2 tRNA genes are annotated in these 276 nt (G+C 48.2%); both read left to right on the top strand.

Going from position 1 to position 276, the window contains the following annotated elements:
* Positions 1–101 precede the first annotated feature (101 nt).
* Positions 102–175 (top strand) — tRNA-Asp (locus DW650_RS18265).
* Positions 176–184: 9 nt separating this feature from the next.
* Positions 185–257, top strand: a tRNA-Val gene (locus DW650_RS18260).
* Positions 258–276: the final 19 nt, after the last annotated feature.

Genomic DNA, 276 nt, shown 5'->3' with positions numbered 1-276 from the left:
GAAGCACGGTAACGTGTGGAGCTGACTGTTACTAATCGATCGAGGGCTTGACCAAATAAAATCGGAGTTCTGTATGAAGTTTTGAAGGTACTAACTTCAATGGCCTAATGGCTCAGTTGGTTAGAGCGCCGCCCTGTCACGGCGGAGGTCGCGGGTTCGAGTCCCGCTTGGGTCGTTTAAATATGGGATCTTAGCTCAGCTGGGAGAGCATCTGCCTTACAAGCAGAGGGTCATAGGTTCGAGCCCTATAGGTCCCATTTATAAAATTTTTAGATA

Origin of the sequence: Roseburia sp. AM23-20, assembly GCF_003470905.1 — a bacterium.
GTDB classification, from domain to species: domain Bacteria; phylum Bacillota; class Clostridia; order Lachnospirales; family Lachnospiraceae; genus Roseburia; species Roseburia rectibacter.
The sequence above is the reverse complement of the archived record's forward strand: the minus strand, read 5'-3'. Positions and strand labels throughout refer to the sequence as shown.